The sequence below is a fragment of the Mycobacterium saskatchewanense genome (genome assembly GCF_010729105.1).
Classification (GTDB): Bacteria; Actinomycetota; Actinomycetes; order Mycobacteriales; family Mycobacteriaceae; genus Mycobacterium; species Mycobacterium saskatchewanense.
Genome location: NZ_AP022573.1, coordinates 1 through 16,570, shown reverse-complemented (window position 1 = coordinate 16,570; position 16,570 = coordinate 1). Strand labels below are relative to the sequence as shown.

10 protein-coding genes and 10 pseudogenes are annotated in these 16,570 nt (G+C 70.2%); 9 read left to right on the top strand and 11 right to left on the bottom strand.

The window, feature by feature from the left end; translation table 11 throughout:
* The first annotated feature begins 20 nt into the window (after positions 1–20).
* Together G6N56_RS00090 and G6N56_RS00085 are read left to right on the top strand one after the other, a co-directional pair.
* The gene (locus G6N56_RS00090; RefSeq protein ID WP_085257548.1) at positions 21–875 is read left to right on the top strand and encodes an NmrA/HSCARG family protein; all 855 of its coding nucleotides are present in this window, start codon (positions 21–23) and stop codon (positions 873–875) included.
* A 165-nt stretch (positions 876–1,040) separates the two neighbouring features.
* The gene (locus G6N56_RS00085; protein ID WP_408632721.1) at positions 1,041–1,811 is read left to right on the top strand and encodes a polysaccharide deacetylase family protein; all 771 of its coding nucleotides are present in this window, start codon (positions 1,041–1,043) and stop codon (positions 1,809–1,811) included.
* Between the two features lie 9 nt (positions 1,812–1,820).
* Here the strand turns inward: G6N56_RS00085 and G6N56_RS00080 are convergent.
* From G6N56_RS00080 to G6N56_RS00070, 4 genes and pseudogenes are all read right to left on the bottom strand, one after another.
* Positions 1,821–2,300 (bottom strand): annotated as a pseudogene (locus G6N56_RS00080) (IclR family transcriptional regulator domain-containing protein); the annotation flags it as partial.
* Entirely contained in the window at positions 2,301–2,630 is a 330-nt protein-coding gene (locus G6N56_RS28675; protein WP_232069176.1) for a hypothetical protein, read from the bottom strand. It lies immediately after the preceding pseudogene.
* Between the two features lie 20 nt (positions 2,631–2,650).
* The gene (locus G6N56_RS00075) at positions 2,651–3,364 is read right to left on the bottom strand and encodes a permease (protein WP_232069175.1); all 714 of its coding nucleotides are present in this window, start codon (positions 3,362–3,364) and stop codon (positions 2,651–2,653) included.
* A gap of 106 nt (positions 3,365–3,470) precedes the next feature.
* Positions 3,471–5,142 (bottom strand): annotated as a pseudogene (locus tag G6N56_RS00070) (acyl-CoA synthetase).
* Positions 5,143–5,252: 110 nt separating this feature from the next.
* Between G6N56_RS00070 and G6N56_RS00065 the strand changes: the two are divergent.
* Together G6N56_RS00065 and G6N56_RS00060 are read left to right on the top strand one after the other, a co-directional pair.
* Positions 5,253–6,091 (top strand): annotated as a pseudogene (locus G6N56_RS00065) (SGNH/GDSL hydrolase family protein).
* Entirely contained in the window at positions 6,088–6,744 is a 657-nt protein-coding gene (locus G6N56_RS00060; RefSeq protein ID WP_085257554.1) for a DedA family protein, read from the top strand. Before G6N56_RS00065 ends, G6N56_RS00060 begins: the two are co-directional and overlap by 4 nt.
* A 7-nt stretch (positions 6,745–6,751) precedes the next feature.
* On the opposite strand, the pseudogene G6N56_RS00055 reads toward G6N56_RS00060, so the two are convergent.
* Positions 6,752–7,366: pseudogene (locus G6N56_RS00055) on the bottom strand (TetR/AcrR family transcriptional regulator).
* Between the two features lie 152 nt (positions 7,367–7,518).
* Between G6N56_RS00055 and G6N56_RS00050 the strand changes: the two are divergent.
* Positions 7,519–7,956, top strand: coding sequence for an anti-sigma factor antagonist (locus G6N56_RS00050; RefSeq protein ID WP_085257556.1), 438 nt, complete (start codon positions 7,519–7,521; stop codon positions 7,954–7,956).
* Positions 7,957–7,994: 38 nt separating this feature from the next.
* Positions 7,995–9,086: pseudogene (locus G6N56_RS00045) on the top strand (glutamate--cysteine ligase 2).
* 3 nt (positions 9,087–9,089) lie between these two features.
* Here G6N56_RS00045 and G6N56_RS00040 read toward each other — a convergent pair.
* The 3 pseudogenes from G6N56_RS00040 to G6N56_RS00030 form a co-directional block, all read right to left on the bottom strand.
* Positions 9,090–9,858 (bottom strand): annotated as a pseudogene (locus G6N56_RS00040) (sulfite exporter TauE/SafE family protein).
* Positions 9,859–9,934: 76 nt separating this feature from the next.
* Positions 9,935–10,863 (bottom strand): annotated as a pseudogene (locus G6N56_RS00035) (catalase family peroxidase).
* 17 nt (positions 10,864–10,880) lie between these two features.
* Positions 10,881–11,675 (bottom strand): annotated as a pseudogene (locus G6N56_RS00030) (SDR family NAD(P)-dependent oxidoreductase).
* A gap of 183 nt (positions 11,676–11,858) precedes the next feature.
* Between G6N56_RS00030 and G6N56_RS28670 the strand changes: the two are divergent.
* From G6N56_RS28670 to G6N56_RS28665, 3 genes are all read left to right on the top strand, one after another.
* The gene (locus G6N56_RS28670; protein WP_232069174.1) at positions 11,859–12,161 is read left to right on the top strand and encodes a hypothetical protein; all 303 of its coding nucleotides are present in this window, start codon (positions 11,859–11,861) and stop codon (positions 12,159–12,161) included.
* A 336-nt stretch (positions 12,162–12,497) separates the two neighbouring features.
* Positions 12,498–13,691 carry an AMP-binding protein gene (locus G6N56_RS00020; protein WP_269473807.1) on the top strand — a complete coding sequence of 398 codons (1,194 nt, stop codon included), beginning with the start codon at positions 12,498–12,500 and terminating at the stop codon, positions 13,689–13,691.
* Positions 13,618–14,289, top strand: coding sequence for an AMP-binding enzyme (locus G6N56_RS28665; RefSeq protein ID WP_269473806.1), 672 nt, complete (start codon positions 13,618–13,620; stop codon positions 14,287–14,289). The genes G6N56_RS00020 and G6N56_RS28665 overlap by 74 nt, the downstream gene beginning before the upstream one ends.
* 237 nt (positions 14,290–14,526) lie before the next feature.
* Here G6N56_RS28665 and G6N56_RS29675 read toward each other — a convergent pair.
* The 3 genes and pseudogenes from G6N56_RS29675 to G6N56_RS00005 form a co-directional block, all read right to left on the bottom strand.
* Positions 14,527–14,586, bottom strand: a pseudogene (locus G6N56_RS29675) (hypothetical protein); the annotation flags it as partial.
* Positions 14,587–14,700: 114 nt separating this feature from the next.
* Entirely contained in the window at positions 14,701–15,255 is a 555-nt protein-coding gene (locus G6N56_RS00010) for a TetR/AcrR family transcriptional regulator (protein WP_163645071.1), read from the bottom strand.
* Positions 15,248–16,556: pseudogene (locus G6N56_RS00005) on the bottom strand (AMP-binding protein); the annotation flags it as partial. The gene G6N56_RS00010 and the pseudogene G6N56_RS00005, both read right to left, overlap by 8 nt.
* Positions 16,557–16,570 lie beyond the last annotated feature (14 nt).

Below are 16,570 nucleotides of genomic sequence, written 5' to 3'. Positions count from 1 at the left end.
CACCTCAAGGGGAGGCATCGATGACCATCACCGTGATCGGCGCAACCGGACAGCAGGGATCGGCGGTCGTGCTGGGGTTACTCGAGCGCGGCGCCGCGGTGCGCGCGGTGACGCGCGATCCGCAAAGCGACGCCGGTGTCGAACTGGCCGGCCGCGGCGCCGAAGTCGTGGCGGCCGACCTCAACGACCGCGACTCGGTGCGCCGCGCCTTCGATGGAGCCAAGGCCGCCTTCGCCATGACCACCTTTGCCGGACCGGACGGCACCGACGGCGAAGTCGAACGCGGCCGCGTCATCGCAGAAGCCGCCGCCGCTGCGGCGCTGCCGTTCCTGGTGTATAGCTCGGTGGGCGGCGCGGAGCGCCACACCGGGATCCCGCACTTCGAGAGCAAGCGCCGGATCGAAGAGTTCCTGGAAGACGGCGAAGTCCCGGTCGCGTTCGTCCGGCCGACATTTTTCATGGAGAATCTCAGCCAGATGATACGCACCGATGAGCGGCCCGTCGCCGTGTCGGCGCCACTTCCCGACGGCATACCGCTACAGATGGTTTCGGTGCGAGATATCGGAAAGGTCGCTGCGGCAATGTTGTTGCGGCCCCATTCGGCCCCACAGGCGATCGAGATCGCCGGCGACGAACTGACCGGCTCGCAGATCGCCGAACGCGTGGGCGCCCAGGTCGGCACGAGGGCGACCTACACCGAGGCCCCGCTGGATGTGCTCGGCGATGACGACGATCAGAAGACGATGTTTCGGTGGTTCACCCAATCACCTTCCTATCGAGCGGACTTCGACGCCACCCGGCGCCTGGTGCCCGACGTCGAAAACCTGGCGACCTGGCTGCACCGCAACCTTCACGGCCGGCACGGTGACGCATGAGTTGTCGCGGACACCTTGCGAATCAACAGCTTCCGACGCATCTCGTGGACGTCACAGGCTCGTATCGAGCGCGCGCCACCCGGCGGATGTGCCCGGCGCGCGTCGGCCGGGGACGTAACCTTCTCAGGTCCGACCCGCAAACCCAGGAGCAAAGACGTGAGCGAACTGGCCCGGCGGCGGTTCCTCGTCGCGCTGGCCGCGGGGTTCGCGGGCGCCTCGTGGTGCGCGGGCGAAACCGTGACGCCGGTAGCGCGCGGTGACGTGCACGGGACCGCACCCGGGCCGGTCACCCCGGCCCCGGGATCGCGGGTGGCGCTGCCGGGCGGTGCCGTACTGAAGAGGCTGCCCGGCAACGGCGATCTGCTGGCCTGGACGGTCGACGACGGTGCCAACTCCGACGTGGTGCGCCTCTACACGCAGTTCGCCAAGGACACCGGCGTGCGGCTCACGTATTTCGTCACCGGCGCCTACCGCTCCTGGACCGAGAACGCCCCCCTGCTGCGGCCACTCGTCGATGCGGGGCAGATTCAGCTGGCGAACCACACCTGGACGCACCCGGACTTGACGAGGCTGGCGCCGGGCCAGGTCGCCGACGAGCTCCGCCGCACCGACGCGTTTCTGCGCAACACGTACGGGGTGGACGCCACCCCCTATTTCCGGCCACCCTATGGTCACCACAACGCCGCGGTGGACGCGGTGGCCGCCGGCCTCGGCTATCAGAATCCCACGTTGTGGTCGGGCGACCTGCACGATTCCGCGCTGCTGCCCGAGGACCGGATCGTCGCGCTCGCGTACCAGTCGTTCGTCGCGCAGAACATCGTGATCGGCCACCTCAACCACCCGCCGGTCACCCATGTCTACGGGCAGCTGCGGGAGATCATCCGCGCCCGCGGGCTGCGCACCGTGACCCTCGACGACGTTTTCGCGCGCCGGTGAGGCGACACCTCAACCCAGTTGGTCCCCAATGGCTTTGGCGGCCGTGGTGAGCGCGGCGGCCACCGCGGGAAAGCGCCACACATCGAGCCGGTTCAGCGGCGCGGCGGCGTTGAGCGCGAGCCGCAGGCCGGGCCCGCCGGTCGGGATCGCAACCGCAACCGAGGCGACCCCGTCCTCGCCCTCCTCGCGATTGACGGCGCAGCCGCGCTCGCGGATCTGCGACAGCTCGCGCCCGAGCCGGGAGGCGACCCGCACCGCGGCCGGGCCCTCGACCGCGGCGACGAACCGGACGTTGGCGCCGTCGAGCATTCCGACGCGGACCATTTCACGCGGTTCCTCGCTGAGGCCGCGCACGACCGCCGCGGCGGACCGCTGAATGTCGATGCGGCCGAAGATCGCGAACGCCACGCCCGTCAACGCCGGCCCGGGCTGCTCAGCCTTCTTCGGCATGACAGCGACGGCGCCGACCCGATGCGCCGGCTGCGCCGCTCACACCAGGCTCAGCACCGCCGCCCCGAGCAACCCGGCCGCGACGACGGCGGCCGCGGCGGTCGTCGTCGCCTTCCACCCCAGACCGCGCGCCACCATCACGGCGCCCGGGACGCTGACCGCGGGAAGCGTGACGAGCAGAGCGCCGATCGTCCCCGACGAGACCCCCAGCAGCGCAAGGCTTTGCAGGATCGGGATCTCCCCCGCCGTGGGGATGACGATGAGCGTGCCGACGATCGCCGCCAGCACGACGATCAGCAGACCGTGGTGCGGGAGCCGGGTACCCGCGAGCAGCCAGCCCCGTAGCGCGCCGAGGGCGAGCACGATCACCGCGTATTCCGGTAACAGGATCAGACACAGCCGCAGCAGTGCCCCACAAACCTGCGTGCGGGCGCCTCCGAGTCACGCGCCGGCGCGGTGTCGGACGCCGACGGCCCGGTTCCGTGTGGGCGCGTCAGCAGTCCCACCGCCACGGCGGCGCCGACCACCGCCGCGGTGCCGACCAGGAGCCTGGTCAGCGTCCACTGCCAGGGAGCAACGAAGAGCAAGAAGACCAGCACCGCTGGGTTGAGCAGCGGGTTGCCGAGCCAGTAGGCAACGCTGGCGGCGCGGTCGACGCCGTTGCGCCGCAGCGTGATCGCGACCGGGGCGGTGCAACACGTGCACATCATCGACGGCGTGCTGGCTACCGCGCCGGCGAGCGCGCTAGACAGCACGCGCCGCCGATTCAACAAGCGCGGCAACCACGTTCGCGGCACCAGCGCCTGCACCGACGCGCTCATCAACAACGCGACGACGAGGGCCGGCCAGATCGAGGCCAGGTACGCGTGGAAGAACGTCGTCGCGGCGTGCCAGCTCGGACCGTCCCCCGGGCGGACTCCGCCCGCGATGAGGATGTTGGACCCCGGCCAGTGATGGGTTTGCCGGGCCTCCAGGGCTTTGGCGGCGTACGGCGTCCACTTCGCCCACGCCAGCCCAACCACGAACACCGCCAGGGTGACCACGACACCGATCGCGAGCGCCGCACGGGCCCGCACGTCTCGCGCGCTCGCCAGTTCCGTCACGGCCGCGCCCTCCGGGTAGCGCCAGGTAAATCACCGAAGCGATAGCGCACCCGATATCGCTTCGTGAGGTCGCCTATATCCCTGCCGGGGCACGTCGAGCGCGCCATCACTGATCAGCCTGCGCTGCAACTGCTTTCGCCCACCGGTAGTCGGCCTTTCCGGACGGCGACCGCTGCAACCGGTCACGGAAGACGATCGCCTTGGGCAGCTTGTAGCGGGCGATGTGGCGGGCTGCCTCGGCGATGATGGCGTCGGCCAGGCCGTCACCGTCGGCCTGCTCACCATTGGCCAGCTGGACGACGGCGACCACCTCGTTGCCCCACCGCACGCTGGGCCGGCTGGTCACCACCACGTCGTAGACGGCGGGGTGCCGCCCGACCGCGGCCTCCACCTCCTCGGCGAAGATCTTCTCCCCACCGGAATTGATCGTCACCGAGTCACGGCCCAGCAGCTCGATCCCGCCGTCCGCGTGCCAGCGGGCCCGGTCGCCGGGCACCGAGTGCCGGATCCCCTCGATCACCGGGAACGTGCGAGCGGTCTTCCGGATCCCCGAGGTAGCCGAGCGGTATCCGGCCCTGCTGGGCCAGCCAGCCGATCTCGTCGTCGCCGGGCGACAGGATCCGCGTCATGTCCGAACTGACCACCACGGCACCCGGATTGGGGGCGAACCGGCCCGAGGCGGCCTGTGCGCGACTGGACACCTGACCCATCTGGGAGCCGGACTCCGACGAACCGCCCGCGTCGAGGATCGTCAGCTGCGGCAGCAATTCGACGAATCGCCGCTTGAGCGGGGCGCTGAGCGCCGCCCCGCCCGTGATCAGGATCAGCAACCCGGACAGGTCGTAATCGCCGGCCTCGAGCTCGTCGAGCAGCGGCCGCCCGAAGGCGTCGCCGACCATCGACAGCGAGACCACCCGCTCGCGGCTGGCCAGCGCCCACGCCTCGGCCGGATCGAAGTGGGTGGTGGTCGGCGCCATCACGAACGGTCGCCCGCCGCACAGGTTGACGAAGGCCGCCCACTGCGCGGCCCCGTGCATCAGCGGCGCCACCGTCATCGAGCCCGGCCCCTCGGGCCTCGACCGCTCGACGATCTCCGCCAGGCTCGTCACCACTTCGCCGGTGCCGAAGTTGCGGCCGCCCATGGCGCCCAGATAGATGTCGTGCTGGCGCCACAGCACCGCCTTGGGCATCCCGGTGGTGCCGCCGGTGTAGAGCATGTAGAGGTCGTCGGGCGAGGGCGTGAGGTCGAGCGGTTCGTCGGACACCCCCCCGGTCTCGAAGGCCAGCAGATCCTCGTAGCGCACCGCGCCGGGCAGCGGATCGTGGCCGGACCCGTCGTCGACGTGGATGAGGCGTATGTCGGCTCCCATGGTGCGCAGCGCCTCGCCCAGCGTCGGGGCAAAACGCGCGTGGTACATCACCGCGTCCGCGCGGGCATTGCCGAGCAGGTACACCAGTTCGTCGGCGACGTACCGATAGTTGACGTTGAACGGCGCGACCCGCGCCTTGTACGCCCCGAGCATGGCCTCGAGGTACTCGTTGCCATTGGCCATGTACAGCCCCAGGTGACTCTGGCCGGACTCGTGGGGCGCCAGCTCGGAGCGCTCCCGGTGCGCGCCGAGGCCCCACTGGTTCAGCGCGCGGGCGAAGCGGCGGGCACGCGCGTCGGTCTGCGCGAACGTGAACCGGCGGTCGCCGAACACGATGCAGTCCCGGTCCGGGTTGGCCGCCGCCACCGCCGCGAACACCTCAGCGAGGTTGAACTCGACGTCCTGCATGGACACTCCTCACCACGGTCGACGGCGCGCCACGTTGCCGCTCGCGATGATCGCGAGGCGCGGCGAAGCCGGGCGACGCGAGTCGCCGCCACCAAACTAGTCTCGGCATCGTGCGCGGGCTTGGTCACGCCGGATATCGCCGATACGTCGCCCTGGGAGATAGCCAGACCGAGGGGTTGTGGGACGGCGACGATGTCGTCGGCCTGCTGGGGTTCGCGGACCGGCTCGCCGCCATGATCGATGCGCTGCACCGGGCCTGCACTACGCCAACCTCGCGATTCGCGGCAAGCGGATCGGCGACGTGCTGCGCGAGCAGGTCCCCCCGGCACTGGCGATGCGACCGGACCTGGTCACGGTGTGCGTCGGAATGAACGACGTCATCCAGCCCGGCCGGTCGTTCGGTCCCGCCCTGCGCGACCTGGAACAGCTCTACGCCGCCCTCGCCGAATCGGGGGCGACGGTCGCGACGACCACGTTCCCCAACGTCGCGCAGTTTTTGCCGCTCGGCCGGCTGGTGTCGGGGCGGCTGTCCCGCATCAACGCCGCGATCCGCGGGGCCACCGAGCGCTACGGCTTCCGGCTCGTCGACCTGTACGGCGCCGCGTCGATGCGCGACCTCGACACCTGGGCCATCGACCGGGTGCACGCGTCCACCAAGGGACACATCCTGTTCGCCGCCGCGGCCGCCGAGGCACTGAGTCTGCCTGGCAGCAACCACGATTGGGCCGAACCGAGTGTCAACCCGGCGCGATTGTCGCTGCCCGCCACCGCCTACGGGCAGCTGCGCTGGACGCAGGACGCCTTCTTTCCCTGGATCTGGCGCAGGATGCGCGGCCTCTCGTCGGCGGACGGGCGCGAGCCCAAGCGCCCGCGATTGGAGCCGTTCCGCACCGCGGACGAAGAGAATACGACGCGGGATGCCCGACGGTCGGGCATCCTTGACCCATGAACGTGGAGGCCTTGCTGCAGTCGGTCCCGCCGCTCGCGGTCTACCTGGTGGTGTGCGGGGTCGTCGGGGTCGAGAGCCTGGGCATCCCGCTCCCGGGCGAGATCGTGCTCGTGACGGCGGCGCTCATGTCGTCGCAGCACGACCTGGCCGTCAACCCGGTCGGCGTGGGCCTCGCCGCGGTGATCGGCGCCGTCGTCGGCGACTCGATCGGGTACGCCATCGGGCGTCGGTTCGGCATGCCGCTGTTCGATCGGTTGGGCCAGCGGTTCCCCAAGCACTTCGGGCCCGGACACGTCGCGCTCGCCGAGCGGTTGTTCAACCGCTGGGGGGTGCGAGCGGTCTTCTTCGGCCGCTTCATCGCGCTACTGCGGATCTTCGCCGGGCCGCTCGCGGGGGCGCTGAACATGCACTACCCGCGGTTCCTGGCGGCGAACGTCTCGGGGGCCATCTGCTGGGCGGGCGGCACGACGGCCCTGGTGTATTTCGCGGGGATGGCCGCCGAACGGTGGATGGAGCGGTTCTCCTGGGTCGCGCTGGTGGTCGCGATCGTCTTCGGCCTGATCGCCGCCTTCGCGCTGCGCGAACGCACCGCGCGCGCGATCACCGAGCTGGAGGCCGAGCACGATCGCAAGACCGACAGTTCCACTGTTTAGGCCCGGTCTAGCTCACCGCCTCGCCGGGATCCGCCGCCGAGATTGGCCGATGCTCGCCGATGAGGGCGCTACCCATCTTGCGGGCCCGCAACGCCGCGTCCGCGTCACCCACCGCCGCCAGGACGATGGCACCCTTCATCAGGATGTGCCACGACGAGGCGAACTCCTCCACGTCGGTCAGCCCCGCCGCGGCGGCGCGCCGGCGCACGATGTCGCGCACGTGGTCGATGTGGGCGATGCACGCCTGCCCGACCGGGTGATCCGCCCCCAGCTCGAGCAGCACGTTGATGAACGAGCACCCTCGAAGCCGTCGCGCAGTTGAAACCAGTCGTGCATGACGTCGAAGATCGCCAACAGCTGCTCTTCCGTGTGGTGCCCGCTGCCGCGACTGCTCCTCGATGAGGCCGTGCGTCCAGACCTGTTCGCGCCGCTGCAGCACGGCCAGCACGAGGTCGTTCTTGGTGGCGAAGTGCCGGTACAGCGTTGCCCTGGCCACCCCGGCGCGCTCGATCACCTCGTCGGTGCCGACAGCGCGAATCCCACGCCGGCTGAACAGCTCATACGCCGCGGCCAAAATGCGTTCCCGCGCCGACGCGGCGGGAGCGACATTGTGGGTCGTCATAGCCAGCCTCACCGTACTCTTAGCCGGGCTGTATAGACAGACCGCCCTGTCTCGTTATACAACAGAGATTCGCACTATGCGAAGTCGGTCTTCAAACAGCAGGACGGACAACCGTTTCGGCGTACCCACGCCGGGCAATGAGGGAGTCCACCATGAGCCCGGTCATAGCAGAACCGATACCCAGCACGCCCCTGAAGCTCAGCACGCGGCTGGTGTACGAACTGGGCGACCCCGGCAGCACATTGCGGGCCACGACCGATCGCTTCGGCCCGGCGGTGTTGATCAACGCCGGCGGGGAGGTCGACGCGTGCAACGAGCGCACCTGGCGCCAGCTGGTCAGCGAGGCCGCCACCGTGGTCATCGCGCCCGGGCCGTTCATCGTGGACGTCACGGGACTCGATTTCATGGGCTGCTGCGCCTTCGCCGCCCTGGCCGACGAGGCCCGGCGCTGCCGGGAGCGCGGCGTCGAGCTGCGCCTGGTGAGCCACGAGCCGATCGTCACCCGGATCGTCGACGCGTGCGGGCTCAACCGCGCGCTGCCGATCTACCCGACCGTCGACTCGGCGCTCGGTGCGGCCGCTCGCTGGTGACGTACCGGCCGGGCCACTGATCCGGTGCATTCGGCCTGATGAGCGACCTTCCCACCTTCGGTGCGGAGGAGGAATTCCTCCTCGTCCACCCGCGCACCGGTGAACCCGCCCCGCGCAACGCCGCGGTGGCCGCCGAGGGCGAGCGCCTGGGCATCGAGCTGCAGGTGGAACTGAGCAGTTGCCAGGTGGAGACCACGTCCAGCGTGATGTCGACCAGCGCGGAACTGCAAGAGGAGCTCGCCCGGCTGCGCCGCGTCTCCGCGCAGGCCGCCGAGGCCGCAGGCGTCACGCTGCTGGCCTCCGGGCTTCCCCCCGCCACGCCGCACGAGTTCCCGGTGACGGACACTCCGCGCTACCGGCGGATCGGGGAACAGTACGGGATGGTCGCCCATGAGCAGGGCATCTGTGGATGCCACGTTCACGTCCAGGTCCCCGACCGGCCGCCGCCGTCCACGTCAGCAACTGGCTGCGGCCGTGGCTGCCGTCGCTGCTCGCGTTGTCGGCCAATTCGCCGCTGTATCGCAACGCCGAGAGCGGCTACGCGAGCTGGCGCAGCGTGCTGTGGCGGCGCTGGCCTGCCGCCGGGCGCCGCCGTTCTTCCCTCGCCGGACGACTACGACCGAGCGGTGCGGATGCTCGTCGACACCGGGGTGATCCTGGACCCCAAGATGATCTATTGGGACGTGCGGCCCTCGGCGAACTTCCCGACGGTCGAAGTGCGGGTCGCCGACGTGCCGGCCACCGTCGCCGAGACGGTGCTCATCGCCACGCTGATCCGGGCGGCGGTGATGACGGCGCTGGACGCTCCCGACGAGGGCGACCAGCTGGGTCGGCTGCCCCCCGGCGCCCTGCGGGCGGCGTACTGGAAGGCGGCCCACGACGGGCTCTCCGGCGACGCGCTCGACCTGATCCGCGGCCGCGGGGCGGTGCCGGCGCGGGAACAGCTGGGGGCGCTGGTGTCAAGGGTGCGGCCGGCGCTGGAGGTGCTGGGCGAATACGACCGCGTCACCGGCGAACTCGACCGGATTGCCGCTGACGGCAACGGGGCGATACGCCAGCTGCGGGCGTGGCGGAAGCGCGGGAAGGTGATGGACGTCGTCGAGCAGCTCAGGGTCGCGACGCTGGGGTGAGGTTCAGGCCACCGCGAGCAGCCGGTACAGCCCGATCAGGCCCACCACCACGATGGTGCCGCGCAACGCCTTCGGCGACAGCCGGCGCCCGTATCGCGCCCCGATGATTCCCCCGACGAGCGAGCTGGCCCCGATCAGCGCGGCAACCAGCCAGCTGATCCGGCCTTCGGCCACAATCGAATAGGCCAGCGCGGCAACGAAATTGACAACAAGCGTCAACAGGTTCTTGGCCGCGTTCATGCGCTGCACCGATTCGGGCAACAACACACCCATCACGCCGACCAACAAGATGCCTTGCGCCGCGGTGAAATAGCCGCCGTAGACACCGACGGCGAACGTGCCGAGCACCAGCACCGCCATCCGCGCGGCCGTGGTGTGCTCAGCCGAGCGCCCCTGCGCCTCGGCCCGCTTGGCCGTCCAGGTCTGGATCCGCGGGCCCACCACCACGAGCACCAGGGCGAGAATGAGCAGCACCGGCACGATGTCGGCGAACACCTCTCGGGCAGGTGCAGCAAAGGAACGCGCCCACCACCGCGCCCGCCAGCGACGCCGGGATCTGCCAGCGCAGCCGGTCCCACTGACCACTCAGTTCGGCCCGATAGCCCCAGGTGCCGGACACGCTGCCGGCCACCAGGCCGACCGCGTTGGACATCGTGGCCGTCACGGGTGGGTAGCCCAACGCGACGAGCGTCGGGAACGTCACCAGGGTTCCCGAGCCGACGAGGGCGTTGATGGCGCCGGCCGCGAAGCCGGCGAGCGCGATCAAAATCATGTGGGAGAGCAGCACTTCCGACCACATTAGTCGGCGCGGGTGGTGCGTCACCAACCCCGCGGGCGGGCGACTTTTCTCACACCGGGGGGGCTTCGGCCCCCCGGTCGACCCCGGTGCGCAGCTTCACCGACGCCGAGTACGCGAGGGTCCGGAACCGCAGGACCGGGTCGTCGGAGGCCTCGATGCCGTCGGTGACCCGCATGGGATCGAAGACGACGATGTCGTTGCCGTGCTCGCGCTCGGTGTCGAGCCCGGTGATCTCGAAGTTGCCGACGACGACCTTCTCGGAGCCGCGCCACGCCGCCGACGGGTCGATCGTCGAGTCGTTCGGTCCGGCGATCTCGACGACGAAGTCGAACCGCACCGGCGCGCCGGCGAGGCGGTGGTTGAGCTCGTGATGCAGGAAGTCGGGGTCGCGGCGCCGCGCGGCCGATCCGTCGAGGAAGTGCTCGCCCGCGTCGGGCGCAGGTGGTAGCGGACGAATCGGGAGCTGCCGTCGGCGGCGACCCAGCGGAAGGCGTGCAGCCCGTGGTAGGAGACCGTGGCGTAACTCTCCGGAACCCTGTTGGCGTCGCGCAGCACGGGCAGCGCCCCCAGCAGGCGCGGATGGGTGAGGAAGTACTTGCCCAGGCGCAGCGGCTGCGTGAGGCCGGGGCGCATCGCCTTGAGCAGATCGACGAATCCTCCGGCGTGCTCGACACGAACAACCGGGCGGTCTGCGTCGAGACGTCGGTGGTCGACCCGTCGGGCAGGGTGAGCTTCACCGCCAACCCGCGCACGCCGGGCAGCGCGTCACGCTGTGGGGTTGCCCGACCCGTTGGAGAACCGGAACAGCGCCGGGACCGCCGAGCCGTCCAGGTGCTTCGCGCGGGACAGTTTCGCCGCCTCGGGGCCGGCGGTGAACCGGCCGCGGTAGAGCGTGCCTTTCGCGTGCAGGGCGCGGGAGCCGGGCTGCGCTCCCCCGGTGCCGCGGATCGCCTCGATCGCCTCGTCCGGAGTAACCATGCGGGAATCGTAAGGCGCTAGTCGGGAAAGCCGAAGAGTTTGACGACACCGTGATCGCGACCCGCGGTGTACCCGCCGTCGACGGCGATGGCCTGCCCGCTGACGAAGGAGGCGTCCGGCGAGAGCAGGAACGCCGCCATGGCCGCGACCTCGTCGGGCCGGCCGAGCCGTCGCAGGGCGTGCTCGGCGGTGATGGAGGCGAGTGGCCCTCCATCCCCGGCAACCGAAAGACACTCTGCGCCATGGGTGTATCGATGAAACCCGGGCAGACGACGTTCGCCCGGATGCCACTGGGACCGTAGTCGAGCGCGATGTTCTTGGTGAGCAGGACGACGCCGCCCTTGGCCGCGTTGTAGGAGCTGCCGCCGGCCGTCCCCTCCAGGCCTTCGATGCTGGCGACGGTGACGAGCGAGCCGCGCTCGCCGTCGACGCGGGGTTGCTCGATCATCCGCGCGAGCGCCGCCTTGGCCACCAGGAAGGTGCCGGTGAGGTTGATGCCGATGACCCGGTTCCACTCGTCCCGATCGAGCAGGTGGACCGGCCCACCGCCCGCGACGCCGGCCGCGTGGAAGACGCCGTCGAGGCGGTCGGGCACGGCGGCGAACACGGCGGCGACCGCGGCCTCGTCGGTGACGTCGGCGGTGACGAGGTGGAAGTCGGCCCCGAGATCGGGCGGGGACGCCACGTCGGCCCCGATGACCGTGCCGCCGGCGGCCAGCAACCGCCGCGCCGTGGCCAGCCCGATCCCGGACGCCACGCCGGTCACGACGAACGTGGGAGTGGGCGCGGTCGGCGTTCACCATGGCAGTCATGCTGACATACCGGCGTGCGGCCGCCTAGCGCACAACGGATTTCTCGGACCACCTGTCCCGCCGAATCGCCGATAAACCCCGTGAATCAGGTGATTTCGACACTGTCTTGGACTCCGATCCGCGGCGATGCGAGAGTGAAACGGGTGGCGGATCAGCAACCGCCGAGTTGACAGGAGTCGAACCATGACCACATCGCCGATATCGCCCGGACTGGGCCACTTGGCCCGCACGCTGGCAATTTCCGCCGCCGCCACGGGCCTTGCCCTCGCCGCCTCCGCGACGATCCCCATCGGCGTGGCGCTGGCCTCCGACGGACCGGTCGACATCGCCGATGGGGTGTCGATCAGCCCGGCGCCGGGCTGGGCAGTCGGCCATCGAGGCCCGAACTGGGTGGCGATCAGCAAGACCGACGGCAGCGCCCAGCTGCGGGTCGCGGTCAAACCGGCCGACGGGCGGATATCGCGGCCATCCTGCAGAACGACATAGACCACTACGCGGCGTCGACCGGCCTGACCAATCTGCACAATGTGGACGCTCCCACGCCGGGACCGGCGCAGAGCGCCGACTTCCAGCAGCAAATCTCCGTCGACTACACCGCCGACGTCTCGGCGCCACAGGGTCCACCTCGGCGCCTTCACCGAGCTCCTGAACCCTCCAACCACCTGTCGGCCTTCATCGACTTCCGGCAGAACAACAACGCGACCCCCAGGTCGTCGAGGACGGCGGCATGATGATCCGCCTCTGACTGACGGCGGGCGAAGACTGGCTCTCCGCCGGGGTGCACAGGGTCGCTAGCCTTGATCAAGGCCGTTGACCACGGGCTTGACGATCGGAGAACCATGCAAGACACCCGCACAACGGAAACGCTCGCCGGGTTCGTCGAACGGCACGCGCAGCGGGCCCGGCGATGTAGCGATCCGCTACGGGGACCAGCAGTGGACCTGGGGCGACTGGGCGTCGCGGATCCGTCGGGCGGCCGGAGCGCTGCGGTTGGCCGGTGTGGAGCGCGGCCAGTCCGTGGCGTTCCTGGACAAGAACCACCCCGCCTGCCTTGAAATTCTCTTCGCCGCAGCCTCGATCGGCGCGGTGACGACGGTCGTCAATTGGCGGGTGGTGGGCGACGAGATCGTCCACGTCCTGCAGGACAGCGGCGCGCGGGTGCTGTTCGTCGGCGCCGAGTTGCATCCCGCCGCCGAGCAGGCGGCGGCTCGGGTCCCGGGCCTGGAACGCGTCGTCGTGGTGGGCGGGGACGACGATCAGTACGAGGCGTTGCTCGCCGCGGCGCCGCCCGCGGCGACCGACGCCGAGGTCGACGAGACCCAGACTGCGCTGGTGATCTACAGCTCCGGCACCACCGGGCGGCCGAAAGGCGTGCTGCTGAGTCAACGCGCTGGTCAATCACGCCGCCAACCTGGCGCCGGCATTTCCTTCGCCGAGGGCGACGCGAACCTGGTGGCCATGCCGCTCTTCCATGTCGGCGGGATCGGTTACGCGCTGTTCGGCATCCGGGCGGGTGTTCCGACGATCATGACCCGCGAGCCGGACGCCGCGGCACTGCTCGGGGCGGTGCGAGCGGGCGCGACGCACGCGTTCTTCGTGCCGCCGGTGATCGCGCGATTCCTGGACGCCGGCGAGGCGGCGACCGCCGCGATGAGGGGCCTGCGCTACATCGTCTACGGCGCCGCGCCGATGCCCTCACCCCTACTGCAGCAAGCCCTCGCGACGTGGCCCGACATGAACTTCGTCCAGGTGTACGGGCAGACCGAACTGTGCGGCGCGGTGACGGCGCTGTCCAACGACGACCACCGCGACCCGCGCGGCCCGGCTTGCAGCTGTCCGCCGGAAAGGCCGTGCTGGGCACCGAGATTCGGGTCGTCGACCCCGAGACGGGCGGCGAGGTGCCCGTCGGGCAACCTGGCGAGATCTGCGCAGCAACCAGAACATGAGCGGCTACCTGAACCGGGCCGAGGCGACCGCCGAGACGATCACCGAGGACGACTGGGTGCGCACCGGTGACGTCGGGCGCCTCGACGCGGACGGTTACGTCTACATCGAGGACCGGCTCAAGGACATGATCATCACCGGCGGCGAGAACGTGTACGGGCCCGAAGTGGAAAGCGTGCTCATCGAGCACCCGGCCGTCGCCGACGCGGCGGTCATCGGTGTGCCGGACGACTTCTGGGGCGAATCGGTCAAGGCGATCGTGGTGGCGACCGCCGAGGTCGAGGCGAAAGACGTCATCGAGTTCTGCCGCCGGCACCTGGCGGCCTACAAATGCCCGCGGACCGTCGACTTCGTGGCGTCGCTGCCCGCAACGCGAGTGGCAAGATCCTCAAAACCGCACTGCGGGAACCGTATTGGCGAGAACGCGGGCGGGCGGTGTAGGCGCGACTCAGGTCCCGGCCGCACCCGCGCCCAGCAGTGCGACCGCGATGCCGGCCAGCACGGCCTCGACTCCTCCCGCGCGCGCAGCCGCGGCATCACCACGATGTCGTTGATCATGATCTGGGCCGCCTGCACCCGGATGCGGGCCTCGGTGACTGTCCAGCCCGGGTGCGGTTGTCGCGCCAGGTGCACCCATTCGTCGATGCGCTGCGCGGCCCTGGCGCTGTGACTGTCGGACGCCGGCAGATGCGCGGCCTCGGTGATCAGGATCTCGACGAGGTCGGGGTTGGCGAACGCGAAGGTTCTGGTAGCTGAGCACAACCCGGCGCAGGGTCTCCGACGCGTCCCGCGCGTCGGCGACGGCGCGGTTGAAGTCCATCCAGAGGCGCTCGTTGCCGCGGAACATGGCCGCCACCAGGATGTCGGTCTTGGATGCGAAGTGGTTGTACACGCTGGGTCCGGCGATCCCGACGGCGGCGCCGATGTCGTCGACACTGACGCCCGAGAAGCCCTTCTCGGCGAACAGCGCGGCGCCCGCCGACAGGATCGCCTCCTGCGCGAGCGGGCGCCCAGCGCGCCGCGGGCTCTGCGCCGGCCGCCCGGCCCGGCGAGTCGGCGTCTGCGCGCATCGGCACCGAGATCAACTCGGCCAGCAGCGCCGTGAACCCCGGTTCGGGCATCGAAAGACGATGGAAGGAAACGCTGTTCGCGACGCCGAGGGCACACCATGCCAGCAGGTCGGCCTGCGGGCCGTCACTTCGGGTCGCCGGGTTCGAATATGTTGGGCGAGTCGATCGCCGATCCGCCGGGCGACCCGGTTCAGTCGTTTGCGGTCCTGCTCGGTCAGGTGGCGGCCTTCTCGCCGCCAGAGCACGCCGACGGTGCGATGATCCAGCACCAGGCGCGCCAGGACTCGGGCCAGGTCCGCCGACGCGTCAGCCCCCTGCAGGGCCTCATCCAGGGTGCCCAGCGCGTCCTCGATCACCGTGACCAGCAGCGCCTGTTTGCTCCGGAAGTGCCGGTAGAGCGCCGACGGGCCGACGGCGACGGCGTCGGCGACGTCGCCCATCGAAACGTTGCCGTATCCCTTGTCGCAGAACAGCGTTGCCGCCGCTTCGATGATCAGCTGGCGCCGGTTTGGGGGCCGCGTTCCCCGGGCTGGTGGACTGGGCGGGGACGGCCGACCGCTACCCATCAGCGGTCGCCGGCGGGCCCCGATAGCGTTCCCGCAGCTCACGCTTGAGAACTTTACCCGCACCTGAAATGGGCAACTCGGTGACGAATTCCATGCTGCGCGGGACCTTGTACCCGGCGATGAGGGCCCGGCAGTGCTCCTGGATCGACGCCTCGGTGGTCTCACCGCCGGGGTGCAACACGATGACCGCGTGGACGCGTTCCCCCCACCTCTCGTCGGGCACGCCGATGACCGCCGAGGCGGCGACGGCGGATGGCCGGCAAGGCGTTCTCCACCTCCGCCGAGAAGACGTTCTCGCCGCCGGTGATGATCATGTCCTTGAGGCGGTCGATGATGAACAGGTAGCCCCGCTCGTCCATGCGCGCCATGTCGCCGGTGTGCATCCAGCCGTCGCGGACGGTCGCCGCGGTCTCGGTGGGCCGGTTCCAGTAGCCGAGCATGACGTTGGCGCCGCGCACGACCACCCCCGATCTCCGGCGGGCAGCTCGTTGTCGTTGGCGTCGACGACTCGCACTTCGACGTGCGGGAGCGCCCGGCCGGCCGATCGCTGCAGCGCCGGGTCGTCGTGGTCGGAGGGCGCCAGGAAGGTGGCCGCCGGGGCCAGCTCGGTCATTCCATAGGCCTGAGCCAACCCCTGTGGGGAAGGCCTTTTGGCCCGCTCGACGAGCGCTCGGAGATCGGCGAGGCGCCGTAGATGAGGTGCCGCAGCGAGGTCAGATCGAAGCCGGCGGCGTCCGGGTGATCGATCAGCATCTGGACCATCGTCGGCACCAGCAGGGTGTCGGTGACCCGGTGGTCGCTGATCGCCTTCGCGACACCGGCGGGCGTGAACGACGGCACCATGACGTGGGTCGACCCGGCGACGCTGCCGGCGATCCACATGCCGATCGCCGCCAGATGAAACAGGGCGCGGCGTGGATTCGGCCCCGGTCGGTCAGGAACCGACCGGTCGCCAGGCTGCCCAACGCCGAGGTCAGCACGTTGGCGTGGCTCAGCATCACCCCCTTGGGGTGCCCGGTCGTGCCGCCGGTGTAGAAGATGCCGAGCAGCTCGTCACCGCCACGCCGGGCGTCCGGCACCGGTTCCGAGCCGGCGATGAGCGACTCGTAGTCGAGCATCCCCGGGGGGCACGTCCCCTCCCCGCAGTACACGAGCGTGGACAGCTCGGCGCCCGCCGCGAGCACCTGCGGGACGGCCGCCGCGAACGCGTCGTCGACCAGCAGCACCGTGGTTTGCGAATCCACCAGCGAGTAGGCGATTTCGACCGGGCTCCACCGGATGTTGACCGGGTTGAGCGCGGCGTCGGCCAGGGCAC